Annotated in this window: 14 protein-coding genes; 1 reads left to right on the forward strand and 13 read right to left on the reverse strand. The window is 68.8% G+C overall.

Annotated features, from left to right (window positions below; all coding sequences use genetic code 11):
- Window positions 1-14 precede the first annotated feature (14 nt).
- The 9 genes from rodA to ACTWOL_RS12790 all read right to left on the reverse strand — a co-directional run bounded on the left by rodA (window position 15) and on the right by ACTWOL_RS12790 (window position 11,946).
- Window positions 15-1,214, reverse strand: coding sequence for a rod shape-determining protein RodA (gene rodA, locus ACTWOL_RS12750; protein WP_474296777.1), 1,200 nt, complete (start codon window positions 1,212-1,214; stop codon window positions 15-17).
- A gap of 1 nt (window position 1,215) precedes the next feature.
- A complete protein-coding gene (gene mrdA / locus ACTWOL_RS12755; protein WP_474296778.1) occupies window positions 1,216-3,384 on the reverse strand; it encodes a penicillin-binding protein 2 in 2,169 nt (722 codons plus the stop codon).
- 19 nt (window positions 3,385-3,403) lie between these two features.
- Window positions 3,404-4,075 (reverse strand): rod shape-determining protein MreD, encoded by a 672-nt coding sequence (gene mreD, locus ACTWOL_RS12760; protein ID WP_474296779.1) that lies wholly within the window; start codon window positions 4,073-4,075, stop codon window positions 3,404-3,406.
- 15 nt (window positions 4,076-4,090) lie between these two features.
- Window positions 4,091-5,113: a rod shape-determining protein MreC gene (gene mreC / locus ACTWOL_RS12765; protein WP_474296780.1), complete on the reverse strand. Its 1,023-nt coding sequence runs from the start codon at window positions 5,111-5,113 to the stop codon at window positions 4,091-4,093.
- 173 nt (window positions 5,114-5,286) lie between these two features.
- Complete coding sequence (locus tag ACTWOL_RS12770) at window positions 5,287-6,306, reverse strand: rod shape-determining protein (RefSeq protein WP_474296781.1); 1,020 nt, start codon at window positions 6,304-6,306, stop codon at window positions 5,287-5,289.
- Between the two features lie 263 nt (window positions 6,307-6,569).
- Window positions 6,570-6,983 (reverse strand): nucleoside-diphosphate kinase, encoded by a 414-nt coding sequence (ndk, locus tag ACTWOL_RS12775; RefSeq protein ID WP_474296782.1) that lies wholly within the window; start codon window positions 6,981-6,983, stop codon window positions 6,570-6,572.
- Window positions 6,984-7,232: 249 nt separating this feature from the next.
- A complete protein-coding gene (locus ACTWOL_RS12780) occupies window positions 7,233-7,598 on the reverse strand; it encodes a DUF4233 domain-containing protein (RefSeq protein ID WP_474296783.1) in 366 nt (121 codons plus the stop codon).
- Window positions 7,599-7,603: 5 nt separating this feature from the next.
- Window positions 7,604-9,115 carry a bifunctional tetrahydrofolate synthase/dihydrofolate synthase gene (gene folC, locus ACTWOL_RS12785; protein ID WP_474296784.1) on the reverse strand — a complete coding sequence of 504 codons (1,512 nt, stop codon included), beginning with the start codon at window positions 9,113-9,115 and terminating at the stop codon, window positions 7,604-7,606.
- Between the two features lie 209 nt (window positions 9,116-9,324).
- Entirely contained in the window at window positions 9,325-11,946 is a 2,622-nt protein-coding gene (locus ACTWOL_RS12790) for a valine--tRNA ligase (protein ID WP_474296785.1), read from the reverse strand.
- Between the two features lie 137 nt (window positions 11,947-12,083).
- On the opposite strand from ACTWOL_RS12790, the gene ACTWOL_RS12795 reads away from it, so the two are divergent.
- On the forward strand, window positions 12,084-13,043 hold the full coding sequence (locus ACTWOL_RS12795; RefSeq protein ID WP_474296786.1) for a hypothetical protein: 960 nt from the start codon (window positions 12,084-12,086) through the stop codon (window positions 13,041-13,043).
- 65 nt (window positions 13,044-13,108) lie between these two features.
- Here the strand turns inward: ACTWOL_RS12795 and clpX are convergent, their stop codons facing one another.
- From clpX to tig, 4 genes are all read right to left on the reverse strand, one after another.
- Window positions 13,109-14,392 carry an ATP-dependent Clp protease ATP-binding subunit ClpX gene (gene clpX, locus ACTWOL_RS12800; protein WP_318106826.1) on the reverse strand — a complete coding sequence of 428 codons (1,284 nt, stop codon included), beginning with the start codon at window positions 14,390-14,392 and terminating at the stop codon, window positions 13,109-13,111.
- 144 nt (window positions 14,393-14,536) lie between these two features.
- Window positions 14,537-15,214: an ATP-dependent Clp protease proteolytic subunit gene (locus ACTWOL_RS12805; RefSeq protein WP_474296787.1), complete on the reverse strand. Its 678-nt coding sequence runs from the start codon at window positions 15,212-15,214 to the stop codon at window positions 14,537-14,539.
- A gap of 93 nt (window positions 15,215-15,307) precedes the next feature.
- Window positions 15,308-15,913: an ATP-dependent Clp protease proteolytic subunit gene (locus tag ACTWOL_RS12810; RefSeq protein WP_474301150.1), complete on the reverse strand. Its 606-nt coding sequence runs from the start codon at window positions 15,911-15,913 to the stop codon at window positions 15,308-15,310.
- A gap of 493 nt (window positions 15,914-16,406) precedes the next feature.
- On the reverse strand, window positions 16,407-17,807 hold the full coding sequence (tig, locus tag ACTWOL_RS12815; protein WP_474296788.1) for a trigger factor: 1,401 nt from the start codon (window positions 17,805-17,807) through the stop codon (window positions 16,407-16,409).
- Window positions 17,808-17,872 lie beyond the last annotated feature (65 nt).

Raw genomic sequence — 17,872 nt, forward strand, 5'->3', positions numbered from 1 at the left:
GACGTCAGCATGCACTAGGCCGACATGGGCCGCTGCACCTTGATCGACTGGAGGAGTCCGACGGCCACCCAGACCGCGAACATCGACGAGCCGCCGTACGACACGAACGGCAGGGGCAGTCCTGCGACGGGCATGATGCCCAGGGTCATGCCGATGTTCTCGAAGGCCTGGAAGGCGAACCAGGCGATGATCCCGGCCGCGACGATCGTGCCGTACAGCTCGGTCGTCTCGCGTGCGATCCGGCAGGCCCGCCACAGCACGACGCCGAGCAGGAAGAGGATGAAGCCGGCCCCGAGGAAGCCCAGCTCCTCCCCCGCCACCGTGAACACGAAGTCGGTCTGCTGTTCGGGGACGAACTGGCCGGTGGTCTGGGAGCCCTTGAAGAGGCCGGTGCCGATCAGTCCGCCGGAGCCGATCGCGATGCGCGCCTGGTTGGTGTTGTAGCCGACGCCGGCCGGGTCGAGCTCGGGGTTGGCGAAGGCCGCGAAGCGGTTGATCTGGTACTCGTCGAGCAATCCGAGCATGGTGACGAGGAACGCGCCCGCGACTCCGGCGCCGATCAGCCCGAGGACCCAGCGGTTGGACGCCCCGGAGGCGAGCAGCACCCCGAGCACGATCACGGCCATGACCATGACCGAGCCGAGGTCCGGCATCAGCATGACGATGGCCATCGGGACCGCCGCGAGGACCAGCGACTTGGCCACGATGCCGTGGTCGGGGTGCTCCTGGTCTCCGGCGTCGACCTGGGCCGCGAGCATCATCGCCATGCCCACGATGATCGTGATCTTCACGAATTCGGAGGGCTGGAGCGAGAAGCCGCCGCCGATGACGATCCAGGCGTGGGCTCCGTTGATGGTCGCGCCGAGCGGGGTGAGGACCAGCAGGACCAGCAGCACCGAGATCCCGTACAGCACCGGCACGGCTCCGCGCAGGGTGCGGTGGCCCAGCCAGACGGTGCCGACCATCAGGGCCAGGCCGATTCCGGTGTTCAGCACATGGCGGAACAGGAAGTAGTACGGGTCGCCCTGGTTGAGCTCGGTGCGGTTGCGGGTGGCGGACCACACCAGCAGCGCTCCGATGACCGACAGCGCGATGGCGGACAGCAGCATCGGCCAGTCGAGCCGGCGCAGTATCGAGTCACGCGCGGTGAGTCTGGCCCAGGAGCCGCGTGAGGGCGCGTAGCGCGCGACCGAGAATCCGTTGCTTCCGGACACGTCAGTCCCTCCGTCCCGTGGCGGGCGGGCCGGCGAGCACCGGTTCCTCCGGCTTCGGCTCCTGCGGGACGTACGGCTTGATCCTGGGCGCGTCGATCGAGCCGTCGGGCTGGATCTTCGGCAGCGTCTTCTGCGGCTGGGGCAGCAGGGCCTTCTTCAGGTCCTGGTTGCCTTCCTGGTCGAGTCCGTAGAGCGCGTTGTAGACGTTGCGCACGGCGGGTCCCGAGGCCCCCGAGCCCGTACCACCCTGGGAGATGGTCATGACGATCGAGTAGTCGTTGGTGTACGTCGCGAACCACGAGGTCGTCTGCTTGCCGTGGACCTCGGCGGTACCGGTCTTGGCGTGCATCGGGATCTTGTCCTGCGGCCAGCCACCGAAACGCCAGGCGGCGGTACCGCGGGTCGCGACTCCCGCGAGGGCCTCGTCTATCAAGTCGCGGGTCTTGGCGTCCATCGGCAGCTTGCCGTGGGACTTGGGCTTGATCTCCCGGACGTTCTTGCCGTCGGCGCTGACGATCGCCTTGCCGACGGTCGGGTTGAAGAGCGTGCCGCCGTTGGAGATCGCCGCGTAGATGGTGGCCATCTGGATGGGGGTGACGAGCGTGTCGCCCTGGCCGATGGAGTAGTTGACGGAGTCACCGGCACGCATGAGATTGCCTTCGAGGCAGTTCTCGTAGGACAGCTGCTGGATGTAGTCGCCGCCCTTCTTCCCGATCTTGCACCAGTACTCCTTGTTCGCCTCCCAGAACTTCTGCTTCCAGCGGCGGTCCGGCACCCGGCCGGTGACCTCGTTGGGCAGGTCGATCCCGGTCTCCGCGCCGAGGCCGAACTGGTGGGCGGTCTTGTAGAACCAGTCCGCCGGACTCTTCTTCGGCTTGATGCCACCGTCCTTCCTCCACTGCTGGTGGGCAAGGGCGTAGTAGACGGTGTCGCAGGAGACCTCGAGGGCCTGGCCGAGGGTGATGCTGCCGTGGCCCTGGGACTCGAAGTTGGTGAAGACCTGGTTGCCGATCGAGTACGAACTCGGGCACGGATACTGGCCGTTGAAGTCGTATCCGGCGTTGACCGCGGCGGTGGTGGGGACCACCTTGAAGATCGAGCCGGGTGCGGCCTGCCCCTGGATGGCCCGGTTGAGCAGCGGGAAGTTGGAGTTCTTGCCGGTGAGCCTGGCGTAGTCCTTGGCGGAGATACCGCCGACCCAGGCGTTCGGATCGTAGGTGGGCAGCGAGGCCATCGCCACCACCCGTCCGGTCTTGGACTCCATGACCACGATGGCGCCCGAGTCGGCCTTGTAGTTCTCTCCGGTGTTGTCGTCGAAGACCTTGCGGGCTTCCTTCATCGCATTGTTGAGCTCCCACTCGGCGACCGCCTGCACCCGGGCGTCGATGGAGGTGACGACATTGGCACCGGGCTCGGCCTTGTCCGCCTTGGCCTCACCCATGACCCGGCCGAGGTTGTCGACCTCGTAGCGGGTGACGCCGGCCTTGCCGCGCAGCTCCTTGTCGTAGGTGCGCTCGAGTCCCGAGCGGCCGACCTGGTCGGAGCGGAGGTAGGGCGATTCGGTGTTCTTCGCCTTCTCGAGCTCCTCGTCGGTGACGGGCGAGAGGTAGCCGAGGACCTGCGAGGTGTTCGCCTTCCCGGGGGCCCCGTAGCGGCGTACGGCGGTCGGCTCGGCGGTGATGCCGGGGAAGTCCTCGGCGCGCTCGCGGATCTGCAGGGCCTGCTGGGTGGTGGCCTCGTCGGTGACCGGGATGGGCTGGTAAGGGGAACCGTTCCAGCAGGGCTGCGGCGTCTTGGAGTCACACAGCCGCACCTTGTCCATGACGTCCTTCGGCTTCATACCGAGGACCCCGGCGAGCCGGGTGAGGACGCCTTTGCCGTCGTCCTTCATCTTCAGCAGCTCGGTGCGCGACGCGGAGACCACGAGCCGGGTCTCGTTGTCGGCGAGCGGGACTCCGCGGGCGTCGAGGATGGAGCCGCGGACGGCGGGCTGGACGACCCGCTGGACGCCGTTGCCGGAAGCCTCCTTGGCGTACTCCTCACCGTTGCGGATCTGGATGTACCAGAGCCGGCCGCCGAGGGTGGCCAGGAGGGAGAAGACCAGGATCTGGATGACCACGAGCCGGATCTGCACGCGGGGTGTTCGCCCGGTCTCGGGAATGTTGCTCACGCTGCCGATACCCCCTCGGTCACAGTCGCTTGATGCCCTTGATACGGCCCGCACGGGACGCCCTCGACTTGGCCGCCTTCACCCGCAGACCGCCGCCGCGCTGGCTGCCGATGCGCAGTCCGGTGCCGAACGAGGTCCAGCCGCCGGACACGTCACCGGCACCGGTCTGACTCTCGGTGAGCGGATCGTTCTCCGCGCGTCTGGCCAGGGCCATGATCCACGGCACGGTGAACGGCGCGAGCAGCAGATCGTAGACGGCCGCGGTGAACAGCAGTGAGCCGAGGCCGACATGGCGGGCGGCGGTGTCGCCGACGAGTGCGCCCACGCCCGCGTAGAGCAGGGTGGAGCCGATGGCCGCGGCGACGACCACCACCATCGGTCCGGTGGCGGAGGTGAGCCTGCCGTTGTCCGGCCTGACCAGCCCGGCGAGATAGCCGATCAGGCACAGCACGAGGGCGTAGCGGCCGGCGGCGTGGTCCGCGGGCGGGGCGAGGTCGGCGAGCAGGCCCGCCCCGAAGCCGATGAGGGCGCCGCTGGTGTGTCCGTACACGAGCGCGAGGGCGAGCACGACGAGCAGCATCAGATCGGGTACGGCGCCGGGCAGCTGGAGCCTCGCGAGGACCGTGACCTGGACGACCAGGGCGACCACGACGAGGGTGGTGGAGAGCAGCATCCGGTTGAAGCGCATCATGTTCGGCTCTTCCTGCTACTCGTCGTCCCGGCCGGTGTCCGTACCGGCGCTTCCGGTGGCGGTGGGGCTGGCCGGGTCTCTGCGTGGTGCGGTGTCGGCCGCGGTGTCCGCTCCGTCGCCCGCTGCGCCGGCCGAGGGCGTCACCGTGACGGTGACCGTCGGGGTGGGGACCGGCTTGGGCTTCGGCGGGAGGACGGAGTCACGCGGGTCGCTACGGGGCGCCTGGACCACGACGCCGACGATGTCCAGCTTGGAGAACGCCACATACGGGCGGACGTAGACGGTCCGGGTGAGGGCGCCGCCCGAGGGGTCGACGCGGACCACCTCGCCGACCGGCACCCCGGGGACGAACGGCTTGCCGGCCTGGGAGCCGAAGGTGACCAGCCGGTCGCCCTTGTGCACCTTGGCCTTGCCGTTGAGCATCTGGACGGACAGCGGACGGTCGCCCTGGCCGGTCGCGAAGCCGAGCTCGTCGGTCCGTTCCATCCGGGTGCCGACCGTGAAGTCCGGGTCGCTGGCGAGCAGTACGGTCGAAGTCTCCGGGCCGACGGTGGTGACCCGGCCGACCAGTCCGTCGCCGTTGAGCACGGTCATGTCGCGGACGATGCCGTCCTTGGAACCGATGTCGATGGTCACGGTCCAGGAGAAACCCTGGGCGGCTCCTATGGCGATGACCTCCGCGCCCTTGATGCCGTACTGCCCGTGGGCGGCCTTCTTGAGCATGGCGTCGAGCTGGCTGACGCGGCTGCGGTTGCGGATGTCGCTGCCGAGCCTCGCCTTGAGGGCCGCGTTCTCCCGCTCGAGCACGGCGATGCGGTCATGGCGCTCCCCCGAGTCGCGGATCGCGCCGATCGCGTTGCCGATCGGGTCGACGGCTGCCGCCACACCGTTCTCGACCGGGCCGAAGACGGCGGCGGCGGCCTGCCGGGCGCCGTCCACCGGTGATTCCTGGCCGCCGCGGATGTCCACCGTGATCAGTGCGAACGCGATGGCGATCAGCAGGACCAGGAGCAGCCGGCTCTCTTTGGTGTCCCTCACGTGCGGCGGCCGTGCCCTTCCTCGTCGGACTGGGTGTGCGTGCGGTGGCTTTGTGCCGTTATATCAACGATCTGACGTGGAGTCCGGGCAGCGCCCTTACGAGGCACTCCCCGGCCTTCGGCCGGGGGCCCACCTGCTCCCGGTGGCTCGCTCCGGGGCCCTCCGCCTGGCTGCTACCGGCGCGGCTGGGCGTCCAGCACCTGCTGCAGAGCCTCGAACTCCTCGACGCATTTGCCGGATCCGAGCGCGACCGAGTCCAGGGGGTCTTCGGCGATGTGGATGGGCATGCCGGTCTCATGGCGCAGCCGCTCGTCCAGACCGCGCAGCAGGGCGCCGCCGCCGGTGAGGACGATGCCGCGGTCCATGACGTCGCCGGACAGCTCCGGCGGGCACTTGTCGAGCGTGGTCTTCACCGCGTCGACGATCGCGTTGACCGGCTCCTCGATGGCCTTGCGCACCTCGGCGGCGGAGATGACCACGGTCTTCGGCAGACCTGAGACCAGGTCACGGCCGCGGATCTCGGTGTGCTCGTCGGATGCGAGGTCGAACGCCGAACCGATGGTGAGCTTGATGCTCTCCGCGGTCCGCTCGCCAAGGAGGAGGCTGTACTCCTTCTTGACGTGCTGGATGATCGCGTTGTCCAGCTCGTCACCGGCGACCCGGATGGACTGGGCCGTGACGATGCCGCCGAGGGAGATCACGGCGACCTCGGTGGTGCCGCCGCCGATGTCCACGACCATGTTGCCCGTTGCCTCATGGACGGGCAGGCCGGCGCCGATCGCAGCCGCCATCGGCTCCTCGATGATGTGCACCTGGCGGGCACCGGCTTGGGTGGACGCCTCGATGACCGCGCGGCGCTCGACCCCCGTGATCCCGGAGGGAACACAGACCACGATGCGGGGGCGGGCCGCCCATCGGCGCTTGTGGATCTTGAGGATGAAATAGCGGAGCATTCGCTCGGTGATCTCGAAGTCGGCGATGACGCCGTCCTTCAGCGGACGCACCGCCACGATGTTGCCGGGGGTACGGCCGATCATCTTCTTGGCTTCGGAGCCAACCGCGAGGATGCCGCCGGTGTTGGTGTTGATGGCGACGACGGACGGCTCGTTGAGGACGATCCCGCGACCCCTGACGTACACCAGCGTGTTGGCGGTCCCGAGGTCGACAGCCATGTCACGGCCGATGAACGACATTGAGTTCCCCTTGTTTCCCATGAGGATGCGTCGGGCCTTCCCAAATCGAGCTTTGATGGCTTATTAGGCAGGCGAGGAGGTGCAGTGGCGTGAAGGGTTCCATCGTAGTGCCGCATGCGGGGACACTGCGCGCTGGGCCCACCTCAATAAGGGTGACGACGAGTCGCGGCGAAGCGTTCCCGCTATGACCATATGTATGCCGAAGGGCGACCGAAATTCCTTCGGTCGCCCCAGGGTATGGGCGCTGTATGGCTGACGACTGATCAGGAAAGGCCCGGGAAGAAAATCTTCAGTTCCCTGATGGCGGACTCTTCGGAGTCCGAGGCATGGATCAGGTTTTCCCGGACGATCGTGCCGTAATCCCCCCGGATGGAGCCCGGCGCGGCGGCGATCGGGTCGGTCGGTCCGGCCAGGGCGCGCACGCCCTCGATGACGCGCTCGCCCTCGACGACCATCACGACGACGGGGCCCGAGGACATGAAGGCGACCAGCGGCTCGTAGAAGGGCTTGCCCTTGTGCTCGCCGTAGTGCTGCTCCAGGGTCTCCTGGTCCAGGTCGCGCAGCTCCAGCGCGGTGATCTGCCAGCCGGCCTTGCGCTCGATACGGCCGATGATCTCGCCGATCAGACCGCGGCGTACGGCATCGGGCTTGAGCAGGACGAGCGTGCGCTGGCTCACGTGCGGGCTCCTTCGAGTGCGGGTCTCGGCACGAGCCGGCTCAGAGGCTCGGGCGAGGGGTGCTGCGGACGATCCGGTGGTGCTGCACTTCAGAGGCTACAGGGCGGTAGGGACGGCCCATCGGCCACGGTCACCACCGGGCTCCGCCCACTCGCGCGCTCGCCGGCGGGACAGCCCTGAGCATGCGCGGAGGCGGGCCGCCGGGTCCGTACCGGGCGGTCTCCGAGGACCAGCCCGGACAGCGACTCGTCAGTCGGCGTCACCGCCGGGGGCCGCACCGGCGGCCTCCTGCTGTGCCCACCGGGCCTTCGCCTCGTCGACCTTGCGGCCGTAGTGGACCGAGGCCCACCACAGCCCCGCGAAGACCGCTCCCAGGACGAACATCACCGGGACCACGAAGCCACTGGCGATCAGACCGATCTGCAGGGCCCAGCCAAGCTGCACCCCACCGGGACGGGTGATCATTCCGCACAGCAGCACCGAGAGCAGCATCGCGACGCCGCAGACCGTCCAGACCGTGGTCATGGACAGACCGGGGTCCTTCATGGCCACCAGCCCGGCGAAGCCGATCACGAAGAATTCGCCGATCAGTGTGGAGGCGCAGAGCGTACGCATCGGATTCAGCCCCTCCCCAGCAGCAGCCGGGCCTCGCCGACCGTGAACACGGAACCGGTCACCAGGACGCCCGCGCCCGAGTACTCCGCCTCTTCCTCGGCCAGCGTGATCGCCGCTTCCAGGGCGTCGTCGAGCCGCGGTTCGACGACCACCCGCTCATCGCCGAAGACCTCGACCGCGACGGCGGCGAGCGCATCGGCGTCCATGGAGCGATGGCTGGAGTTCTGGGTGACGACGATCTCCGTGAAGACGGGCTCGAAGGCTTCGAGGACCGCCTTCACGTCCTTGTCGTCGCTCGCGCCGACCACTCCGATGAGCCGCGAGAAGCCGAACGCCTCCGTGATGCCGTCGGCCGTCGCCCGCGCGCCCGCCGGATTGTGGGCGGCGTCCAGGACGACGGTCGGGCTGCGGCGCACGACCTCGAGGCGGCCCGGCGAGGTGACGGAGGCGAAGGCGGTGCGCACGGTGTCCACGTCGAGCGTGTGGGCGTGCTGCTCGCCGATGCCGAAGAACGCCTCGACCGCGGCCAGCGCCACCGAGGCGTTGTGCGCCTGGTGGGCGCCGTACAGCGGAAGGAAGATCTCTTCGTACTCCCCGCCGAGCCCGCGCAGCGTCAGCAACTGCCCGCCGACCGCGACCTCCCGGGAGACCACGCCGAACTCCATGCCTTCACGGGCGACCGTGGCATCGACCTCGACGGCCTTCTTCAGCATGACCTGCGCGGCGTCAACCGGCTGCTGTGCCAGGACGACCGTCGCACCCTGCTTGATGACACCGGCCTTCTCCACGGCGATCTCGGCAGGGGTGGTGCCGAGCCGGTCGGTGTGGTCCAGGTCGATCGGGGTGACCACGGCGACCGAGCCGTCGATGACGTTGGTCGCGTCCCAGCTGCCGCCCATGCCGACCTCGACGACGGCCACGTCCACGGGCGCGTCGGCGAACGCGGCGTACGCCATGCCCGTCAGCACCTCGAAGAAGGACAGCCTGAACTCCTGGGCGGCGTCGACCATCTCGACGTACGGCTTGATGTCGCGGTAGGTCGCGACGAAACTCTCGGCCTCGATCGGGGCGCCGTCCAGACTGATCCGCTCGGTGATCGACTGGATGTGTGGAGAGGTGTACCGCCCGGTGCGCAGGTCGAAGGCGCTGAGGAGCGCCTCGATCATGCGGGCCGTGGACGTCTTGCCGTTGGTGCCGGTGATGTGGATCGAGGGGTACGCGCGCTGCGGCTCCCCCAGCACGTCCATCAGTGCCGAGATACGGCTGACCGACGGCTCCAGCTTGGTCTCGCCCCAGCGGGACGCGAGCTCCTGCTCGACCTCGCGCAGGGCCTTGTCCACCTCGGGATCGGCGGGGCGCGCGGGCACCTGGTCGACGCGGGGCGATCCGGCCTGGGTGCGCAGGGTGCGGCTGCCGGCCTCGATCACCGCCAGGTCCGGGTCACGGTCGGTCTCGGCGTCGACGATCTCGTCGAAGTCGTCGGGCTCATCGATGGGGCGCGGCTGCTGCTCACTCACACTGCCAGTCTACGGAGGCCGTGTCGGGGAGCCGACGGCGCCGGGGCGGTAGGGGCGGCGCGCCGCCCCACCGGGCCCCGTCCGGCACAGTCCGCACGGCCCCCGACACGCAAGGGCCCCCGGAGCCGGGTGGCTCCGGGGGCCCGGGTGCGCCAGTGGGTGCCGTGCGGGCGGGACACCCCGCCGGGGCGGGCCGGTGTCTGCCGGCGTCAGCCCTGGGGCAGCTTCTCGAGCTGGGCGGCGATGCGCGCGATGTCCTCCTCGGCCTTGGCGAGCCGGCCGCGGATCTTGCCGACGACATCGTCCGGCGCCTTGGACAGGAAGGCCTCGTTGCCGAGCTTCGCCGTGGCCTGGGCCTTCTCCTTCTCGGCGGCCGCGAGGTCCTTGGCGAGCCGCTTGCGCTCCGCGGCGACGTCGATCACACCGGACAGATCCAGTGCGACCTCGGCGCCCGCGACCGGAAGCGTCGCCGTCGCGTGGAAGGAGTCGCCCTCCGGCTGCAGCCGCAGCAGCTGCCGGATCGCGCCCTCGTGCGGTGCCAGCGCCGTGCCGTCGAGCGTGAGACGGGCCGGGACCTTCTGGCCGGGCTGCAGGCCCTGGTCGGAGCGGAATCGGCGGACCTCGGTGACGACCTGCTGGACGAGCTCGATCTCCCGCTCGGCGGCGGTGTCACGGAAAGCGCTGTCCTTCGGCCAGTCGGCGATCACGACCGACTCGCCACCCGTGAGGGTGGTCCACAGCGTCTCGGTGACGAACGGGACGACCGGGTGCAGCAGGCGCAGCGTGACGTCGAGGACCTCGCCGAGGACCCGTGCGGAGACCTTCGCGGGCTCACCGCCGCCCATGAACGTGGTCTTGGACAGCTCGACGTACCAGTCGAAGACCTCGTCCCACGCGAAGTGGAACAGCGTCTCGGACAGCTTGGCGAACTGGTAGTCCTCGTAGTACGCGTCGACCTCGGCGACCACCGAGTTCAGCCGGGAGAGGATCCAGCGGTCGGTCGCCGACATCTGCTCGGGCGAGGGCAGCGGGCCCTCGACCGTGGCGCCGTTCATCAGCGCGAAGCGCGTGGCGTTCCAGATCTTGTTGGCGAAGTTGCGCGAGCCCTGGACCCAGTCCTCGCCGATCGGGACGTCGACACCCGGGTTGGCGCCGCGCGCGAGTGTGAAGCGCAGTGCGTCGGAGCCGTACTTGTCCATCCAGTCCAGCGGGTTGACCGCGTTCCCGAAGGACTTCGACATCTTCTTGCCGAACTGGTCACGGACCATGCCGTGCAGCGCGATGGTGTGGAACGGCGGGGTGCCGTCCATCGCGTACAGCCCGAACATCATCATCCGTGCGACCCAGAAGAAGAGGATGTCGTAGCCGGTGACCAGGACGGAGTTCGGATAGAACTTCGCGAGGCTCTCGGTCTGCTCGGGCCAGCCGAGCGTGGAGAACGGCCACAGGCCGGAGGAGAACCAGGTGTCCAGGACGTCGGTCTCCTGGGTCCAGCCCTCGCCGGTGGGGGGCTGCTCGTCGGGTCCGACGCAGACGACCTCGCCGTTCGGGCCGTACCAGACCGGAATGCGGTGGCCCCACCACAGCTGGCGCGAGATGCACCAGTCGTGGAGGTTGTCGACCCAGTCGAAGTAGCGCTTCTCCATCTCCTGCGGGTGGATCTTGACCTTGCCGTCGCGGACCGCGTCACCCGCGGCCTTCGCCAGCGGGCCGACCTTGACCCACCACTGCATGGACAGCCGCGGCTCGATGGTGGTCTTGCAGCGCGAGCAGTGGCCGACGGAGTGGACGTAGGGACGCTTCTCGGCGACGATCCGCCCTTCGGCGCGCAGGGCGCCGACGATGGCGGAGCGGGCCTCCAGACGGTCCAGGCCCTGGAACGGGCCGTGCGCGGTGATGACCGCGCGCTCGTCCATCACGGCGAGGGCCGGCAGGTTGTGCCGCTGGCCGATCTCGAAGTCGTTCGGGTCGTGCGCGGGCGTGACCTTGACGGCGCCCGTGCCGAACTCCGGGTCGACGTGCTCGTCTGCGACGACGGGAATCCGGCGGCCGGTCAGCGGCAGCTCGATCTCCCGGCCGATCAGGTGCCGGTAGCGCTCGTCCGCAGGGTGGACGGCGACGGCCGTGTCACCGAGCATCGTCTCGGCGCGGGTCGTCGCGACGACGATGGAGTCCTCGCCCTCGCCGTAGCGGATGGAGACGAGCTCGCCGTCGTCGTCCTGGTACTCCACCTCGATGTCCGAGATGGCGGTCAGACAGCGCGGGCACCAGTTGATGATGCGCTCGGCGCGGTAGATCAGCTCGTCGTCGTAGAGCTTCTTGAAGATGGTCTGGACGGCCTGGGACAGGCCCTCGTCCATGGTGAAGCGCTCACGCGACCAGGCGACGCCGTCACCGAGGCGCTTCATCTGCCCGGAGATCTGGCCGCCGGACTCGCCCTTCCACTGCCAGACGCGCTCGACGAAGGCCTCGCGCCCCAGGTCGTGACGGGACTTGCCCTCCTTCGCCAGCTCGCGCTCGACGACGTTCTGGGTGGCGATGCCGGCGTGGTCCATGCCGGGCTGCCACAGCGTCTCGTGGCCCTGCATCCGCTTGCGGCGGGTGAGGGCGTCGATCAGCGTGTGCTCGAAGGCATGGCCGAGGTGCAGGCTGCCCGTGACGTTCGGCGGCGGGATGACGATGGTGTACGGAGGCTTTTCGCTCTTCGCGTCGGCCTCGAAGTAACCGCGCTCTACCCAGCGCTCGTACAGCTTCCCCTCTACCTCGGCCGGCGCGTACTGGGTCGGCAGTTCGGGGTTGCTGGCTGGCTGCTGCTGAGCGTTATCGGTCACGGGCCACAGTTTAGAGGTGTCACGGTCCCGTTCTGAAACGGGAATCTTCCGTAACGGTCCGGGCCCCAGTGGCCCGCCCGGGTGCCCGTTCCGACAGGATGTTCGGAACGCATAAGCATCTGGAGGGGAACCCAGTAATGAGCTACAACCAGCCGGGCCCGTACGGCGGTCAGCCCCAGCAGCCCGGCCCGTACGGCCAACCGGGTCCCTACGGCCAGCCGGGACCTTACGGCCAGCCGCCGCAGAGCCCGGGGGGCGCCCCCCAGCCCGGATACGGCTACCCGCAGGGCGCCCCGCCGCAGCCGGGCCAGCCGCAGGGCTACGGCTACCCCGCGCCGCCCCAGCAGCCCGGCCCGTACGGCCAGCAGCCCCCGTACGGCGCGGGCCCGGGTGCGTACCCTCCCCCGCCTGCGCAGGGCGGCGGCAAGAAGACCGGCCTGATCATCGGCGCGGTGGCGGCCGTCGTGGCGATCGGTGTGGGGGCGTACTTCGTGCTCGGCGGCAGCGGAGGCGGCTCCGTCGCGAACGACGGCAAGAGGTACAAGCTCACGACCCCGGAGACGGTGGCGACCGACTACAAGAAGAAGTCGGGCAAGAGCACCGACGCCAGCGCCAGGGACGTCGAGGACGCCGCGAAGTGGGGTGTGAAGAACCCGCAGAACGTGACCGGCGAATACGAGTCCGGCACGGGGGCCGCGGCCAAGCAGCTTCAGCTCAACGGCGTGTGGGGAGAGATCGAGGACCCGGAGAAGGTCGTCGACGCGATGTTCGCGGAAATGAAGAGCAAGTCCGAGAAGGGCGGTAACGACGAGAAGGTCAAGTTGGTCGGCAGCCCGCAGAAGTTCACGCCCGAGGGTTTCGAGAACGGCGTCATGAAGTGCCAGGAGGCCGAGTACACCCTGCCCGAGGGATCCCGGGGCAACGGCGTGCCGAAGAGCTTCAAGATGCCGCTGTGTATCTGGGGCGACCACAGCACACTGGCCTATGTCATCTCGTCGGACCCCGCCGCCATCCTGGTCGGCAAGTCGACGTCCATGGAGGAGGCGGCGACGCTGACCGCGAAGGTCCGCAAGGACGCGCGGGTCGAGGTCAAGTAGCCCCGCCACAGCAGCGAAAAGGGCGCCCGGTCAACCGAGTTGACCGGGCGCCCTTTCCCGTGGACTTACGCGCTCTTCTCGTGCCGGCCGTCGTTCTTCACGATCCTCGGCACCAGCGTCGGGTTGACGTTGTTGTGCACCACGTCCGCCGTGATGACGACACGTGCCACGTCCTTGCGGGACGGCACCTCGTACATCACCGACATCAGGACCTCTTCCATGATGGCGCGCAGACCCCGTGCGCCCGTGCCGCGCAGGATCGCCTGGTCGGCGATGGCCTCGAGCGCCGGGCGGTCGAAGTCCAGCTCCACGCCGTCGAGTTCGAACAGCCGCTGGTACTGCTTGACCAGCGCGTTGCGCGGCTCGACCAGGATCTTGAGCAGGGCCTCGCGGTCCAGGTTGTGCACCGAGGTGATGACCGGGAGACGACCGATGAACTCGGGGATCATGCCGAACTTCACCAGGTCCTCGGGCATGACCTCCTGGAACTGGTCGCTCGCCTCGATCTCCCGCTTGGAGCGGATCGTGGCTCCGAAGCCGATGCCCTTGGCCCCCGCGCGCGACTCGATGATCTTCTCCAGGCCGGCGAAGGCACCGCCGACGATGAAGAGGACGTTGGTCGTGTCGATCTGGATGAACTCCTGGTGGGGGTGCTTGCGTCCGCCCTGCGGCGGGACGGAGGCGGTCGTGCCCTCCAGGATCTTCAGCAGTGCCTGCTGAACGCCTTCGCCGCTGACGTCCCGCGTGATCGACGGGTTCTCGCTCTTGCGGGCGACCTTGTCGATCTCGTCGATGTAGATGATCCCGGTCTCGGCCTTCTTGACGTCGTAGTCGGCGGCCTGGATCAGCTTCAGCAGGATGTTCTCGACGTCCTCGCCGACATAGCCCGCCTCGGTGAGCGCCGTGGCGTCGGCGATGGCGAACGGAACGTTGAGCATCCGCGCCAGTGTCTGGGCGAGCAGTGTCTTGCCCGAGCCGGTGGGGCCGAGCAGCAGGATGTTGGACTTGGCGAGTTCGATCGCGTCGTCCCGGCCCTGCGCGCCGCCGTTCTCACCGGCCTGGACGCGCTTGTAGTGGTTGTACACCGCGACCGAGAGGGCCTTCTTCGCGGGCTCCTGCCCGACGACGTACCCCTCGAGGAACTCGTAGATCTCGCGCGGCTTGGGGAGTTCCTCCCACCGCACCTCGGAGGTCTCGGCGAGCTCCTCCTCGATGATCTCGTTGCAGAGGTCGATGCACTCGTCGCAGATGTACACCCCGGGGCCTGCGATGAGCTTCTTCACCTGCTTCTGGCTCTTTCCGCAGAACGAGCACTTGAGCAGGTCGCCGCCATCACCGATGCGTGCCACGAGGTGCTTCCCCTTCGCCTGGGAGCGCCTGGTTCAGCTGCTCCTGGTGCCTCATATCCGACGGTACCTTGCCGGGGCCCTGGTTCGGGCCCCCCTTGGCGCGGTTCACATTTGACGTGTACCGCACCAAGGGACGGCAGGGCGTCAGGCGGCCGCTGCGGCCGTGCTCTTGCGGGTCGACACGATCTGGTCGACCAGGCCGTACGCGAGGGCCTCCTCGGCGGTGAGGATCTTGTCGCGCTCGATGTCGTCGCGGACCTTCTCGACCGGCGTGGAGGAGTGCTTGGCGAGCATCTCCTCGAGCTGCTCGCGCATGCGCAGGATCTCGTTCGCGGCGATCTCCAGGTCGGAGAGCTGCTCGCGGCCGGTCTGGGAGGACGGCTGGTGGATCAGCACACGCGCGTGCGGCAGGGCCATGCGCTTGCCGGGGGTGCCCGCGGCCAGTAGCACGGCGGCGGCGGAGGCCGCCTGGCCCATGCACACCGTCTGGATGTCCGGCTTCACGAACTGCATCGTGTCGTAGATCGCCGTCAGCGCGGTGAACGAGCCACCAGGGCTGTTGATGTAGATCGAGATGTCGCGGTCCGGGTCCATCGACTCCAGGCACAGCAGCTGCGCCATGACGTCGTTGGCGGATGCGTCGTCGATCTGCACGCCGAGGAAGATCACGCGCTCCTCGAAGAGCTTCGCGTACGGGTCGTACTCGCGCACACCCTGCGAGGTGCGCTCGACGAAGCGGGGGACGACGTAGCGGTTGTCCACCTGCGGGCCCGTGTAGAGGCCGCTCGCGGAGAGGTTGTTCTGCATGTCGGTGTTCACCATCCTGGTGGCGTTCTGCGGGCTGGGAGGGCTGGGTGGGCGGGCCGGGAGGGGGCTCCTGCGTCCGGGGGCCGGAGCCCCCGGTACTCAGGAGGCTCAGGCCCCGGTGCCGCCGCCGCCCGGAACGCCCGAAGCGGCGGAGATGATCTCGTCGATGAGCCCGTAGTCCTTGGCTTCCTCGGCGGTGAACCAGCGGTCGCGGTCGCCGTCGCGGATGATCGTGTCGACGGTCTGGCCGGAGTGGCGCGCGGTGATCTGCGCCATCCGCTGCTTGGTGCGGAGCAGGTACTCGGCCTGGATCTTGATGTCCGAAGCGGTACCGCCGATACCGGCGGAACCCTGGTGCATGAGGATGTCGGTGTGCGGGAGCGCGAAGCGCTTGCCCGCCGTGCCACTGGTGAGCAGGAACTGGCCCATGGACGCGGCCATGCCCATGCCGATGGTGACGACGTCGTTCGGGATGAACTGCATGGTGTCGTAGATCGCCATGCCGGCCGTCACCGAGCCACCGGGGCTGTTGATGTAGAGGTAGACGTCCTTCTCGGGATCTGCGGCCAGGAGAAGGAGCTGCGCCGTGATCTTGTTGGCGATGTCGTCGTCGACCTGCTGGCCAAGGAAGATGATGCGCTCGCCGAGCAGCCGGCTGTAGACCTGGTCGCCGAGGCCTCCACCGATAGACGGCTCACCGGCGGCGTTAGGCATCAGAATCGTCACGTAATCCACCTGCTCGTCTCTGACGGCTGCGGCCGTCTCAGCGTCTTTAGTACTACCGGGACCGGAGGATCCCCGGGGCGGGTACTCCCCTGCCCTCGTACTCATGGACCCTAACGCGCTGGTGGGCGGGCGCCATCCCGGTTCCGGAACTGTTCGCTGGGAGCGCAAGGTACGCACGCGCCCGCCGGGGCCCGGCCCTCTCCCGTGTCTTCGGCCGGGGGATCCCCACCGGGGCTTCGGCATGGCCGCACGGTGATCGTGCTCCCCTTGCCTTCGGCGGGGCCCCCGACCTTCCACGCGGGCCGCTCGCTCCCCCGGCGACCCCGGGGGTGCTCCCGGCCATCCGGGGCCCGGTGGCCCTGGCGCGGTCCGGGTGAGGCGACGGCGCCGCCGGGGTCCCCCGTACGGCGACGGGCCCGGCCGCGCGGGGCGGCCGGGCCCGTTCCGGGCACTCGGTTCTCGAGCCGGATCGGCCCGGGGCTCAGGCCTCGGTCTTCTCGCCGCTCTCGGCCGCGTCGGCGCCATCGGTGGCGGCGGCGGCCACGTCAGCGGCCTCCTCGACCTCGTCCTCGTCGTCGCTCAGGTCGACGACCTCACCCTTGGTGTCCTTGACCGTGGCGGCCTCGACGACCGTGGCGAGCGCCTTGCCGCGGGCGACCTCGCCCACGAGCATCGGGACCTGGCCGCCCTCGACGATCGCCTGGGCGAACTGGTCGGGCGACATGCCGGAGGAGGCCGCACGGCGCATGAGGTGCTCGGTGAGCTCCTCCTGGCTGACGTTCAGCTTCTCCCTGGAGACCAGCTCGTCGAGGACGAACTGGGTCTTGATGCCCTTGACCGCCTGGTCCTTGGTCTCGGCGTCGAACTCCTCGGCCGTCTTGCCCTGGATCTCCAGGTACTTGGTGAGGTCGAGACCCATCTGGCCGAGCTGGTGGTGCTCCAGGTTGTGCTTGCGGGTCTGGACCTCGTCCTCGAGCAGCTTCTCGGGGATCGGGACCTCGACCAGCTCGAGGAGCTTGTCCAGGACTCGCTCCTGGGCCTGGGTGGCCTGGTCGTACTGCTTCATGTTCTCGAGGCGCTTGCGGCTGTCGGCCTTCAGCTCCTCGAGGGTGTCGAACTCGCTCGCCATCTGGGCGAACTCGTCGTCCAGCTCGGGCAGCTCGCGGGCGGCGACCTGGGTGACCTTGACGGTGACCTCGGCCTCCTTGCCCTGCGCGGAACCGCCCTTCAGCTCCGAGGTGAAGGTGGCCTCGCCACCGGCCTCGAGGCCCGTGACGGCCTCGTCGATGCCTTCGAGGAGCTCACCGGAGCCGATCGTGTACTGCACGCCGTCGGCGACACCGTCGGCGAGGACCTCGCCGTCGACCTTGGCCTCCAGGTCGACGGTCACGACGTCGCCCTCGGCGGCGGCGCGCTCGACCGGGGAGGTGGACGCGAAGCGCGAACGAAGCTGCTCCACGGACTTCTCGATGTCCTCGTCGGTGACCTCGACGGCGTCGACCTCGACCTCGATACCGGAGTAGTCCGGGATCTCGATCGTCGGGCGGACGTCGACCTCGGCGGTGAAGTTCAGCGTCTCGCCGTCCTTCAGCTCGGTGATGTCGACCTCGGGCTGGCCCAGCGGGTTGATCTCCGCCTCGTTGACCGCCTCGGTGTAGAACTTCGGAAGGGCGTCGTTGACGGCCTCCTCCAGCACCGCACCGCGGCCGAACCGCTGGTCGATGACCCTTGCCGGGATCTTGCCCTTGCGGAAGCCCTTGACCGTGACCTGCTGGTTGATCTTCTTGTACGCCGCGTCGAGGCTGGCCTTGAGCTCCTCGAAGGGCACCTCGACAGTGAGCCGAACCCGGGTCGGGTTCAGGGTCTCCACGGCGCTCTTCACGGTTCGGTCTCCTTGGTGGCTGAATTCTGGGGTTCTGCCGAGGTCGCCGCGGTGCGTTGTCCGGC

It is taken from the genome of Micromonospora sp. IBHARD003, assembly GCF_056106285.1.

Coding starts and splice junctions, on each gene's coding strand:
- mreD (WP_474296779.1), bottom strand. CDS start 4,075: ATGATGCGCTTCAACCGGATGCTGCTCTCCACCACCCTCGTCGTGGTC.
- ACTWOL_RS12770 (WP_474296781.1), bottom strand. CDS start 6,306: ATGTCGTTCATCGGCCGTGACATGGCTGTCGACCTCGGGACCGCCAAC.
- ACTWOL_RS12780 (WP_474296783.1), bottom strand. CDS start 7,598: ATGCGTACGCTCTGCGCCTCCACACTGATCGGCGAATTCTTCGTGATC.
- ACTWOL_RS12795 (WP_474296786.1), top strand. CDS start 12,084: ATGAGCTACAACCAGCCGGGCCCGTACGGCGGTCAGCCCCAGCAGCCC.
- ACTWOL_RS12805 (WP_474296787.1), bottom strand. CDS start 15,214: ATGGTGAACACCGACATGCAGAACAACCTCTCCGCGAGCGGCCTCTAC.
- ACTWOL_RS12810 (WP_474301150.1), bottom strand. CDS start 15,913: ATGCCTAACGCCGCCGGTGAGCCGTCTATCGGTGGAGGCCTCGGCGAC.